This is a genomic window from Rhodococcus sp. BS-15, from assembly GCF_000813105.1.
GTDB lineage: Bacteria > Actinomycetota > Actinomycetes > Mycobacteriales > Mycobacteriaceae > Rhodococcoides.
The window spans coordinates 1-960 of sequence record NZ_BAOX01000578.1 but is presented as its reverse complement, the minus strand read 5'-3'; the positions used below and the strand labels follow the sequence as shown (position 1 = coordinate 960).

The 960-nt window shown below is 63.1% G+C and carries 1 protein-coding gene and 1 tRNA gene; one reads left to right on the top strand and one right to left on the bottom strand.

What is annotated here, in order from left to right; genetic code table 11:
- Positions 1-390 (bottom strand): transglycosylase family protein (locus RHBS_RS28060; RefSeq protein ID WP_128646942.1); only part of this gene is annotated, 390 nt, incomplete at its 3' end.
- 493 nt (positions 391-883) lie between these two features.
- Here RHBS_RS28060 and RHBS_RS28055 point away from each other — a divergent pair.
- A tRNA-Met gene (locus RHBS_RS28055) sits at positions 884-960 on the top strand.

The following is a 960-nucleotide window of genomic DNA, read 5'->3' as shown; positions in this document are numbered from 1 at the left end:
CGGCTGCGGTGCCGGTGCGGGAGCTGCCTCGGGCGCGGGAGTGGAGGCACCGGTGCTCAGCTGCTTTCCGCACGTGGGCCATGCGCCCGGTCCCTGAGTCTGCAGGGTGTTCTCCGCTACGCGGATCTGCTCGGCCTTGGATGCGTTGGCCGGTGACCCGGTTCCACCGTTGGCCGTCCAGGTGCTCTGCGAGAACTGCAGGCCACCGTAGTAGCCGTTTCCGGTGTTGATGCTCCAGTTGCCGCCGCTTTCGCACTGTGCGACCGCGTCCCAGTTGTTCGGGGCTGCGTTGGCGGTTCCGGCAGAGACGCCGAGGGGGATGGCTACGGCGGCACCGGCGACAACGGCAAATCCGAGTGCGCGCTTACCGAAATTGTTCTGAGTGGTCATGCGGGGTGAATCCTCTCCGCGCTCGACTGGCGCGACTGGCCTGCAATCACCTCGCCGGGAATGTATGGCGTTCGTGACCAGGCACTTCGTATCGTCGCGGCTCTGCCCCCGTACGTATTGGGGACCACACCCGCGGGGCAGAGCGAAGGAAGCGGCGGGGTGGTGCAGGCCCAGCGGTTTAGGGCCGTCCGTGAAGGTAGTCGAGGATCTGCTCACCGTCACTGAGCCGTAATGGGATGACTGGTGTCCACATGTTGGGATGGGAGGGGGTATCTTCCCAGCTCAGACGTGCTCGTGGCGCTATTGTTTCTACTTCGTAACCCGAACGTTATGTGACTCGAAACACGCACCAAAAGAGACGCGGAGCACTATTTCGAACCGCCTCCGGCGTGATATTCGCGCGTCGCGATGCGCTCGTTCGGGTGCGCACGACCGCAGAGAAGTCACGTGATTTGCATTGGCTGTACGCACGGTAGTAACTTCGTAGTTGCAACGCGGGGTGGAGCAGCTCGGTAGCTCGCTGGGCTCATAACCCAGAGGTCGCAGGTTCAAATCCTGTCCCCGCTACCA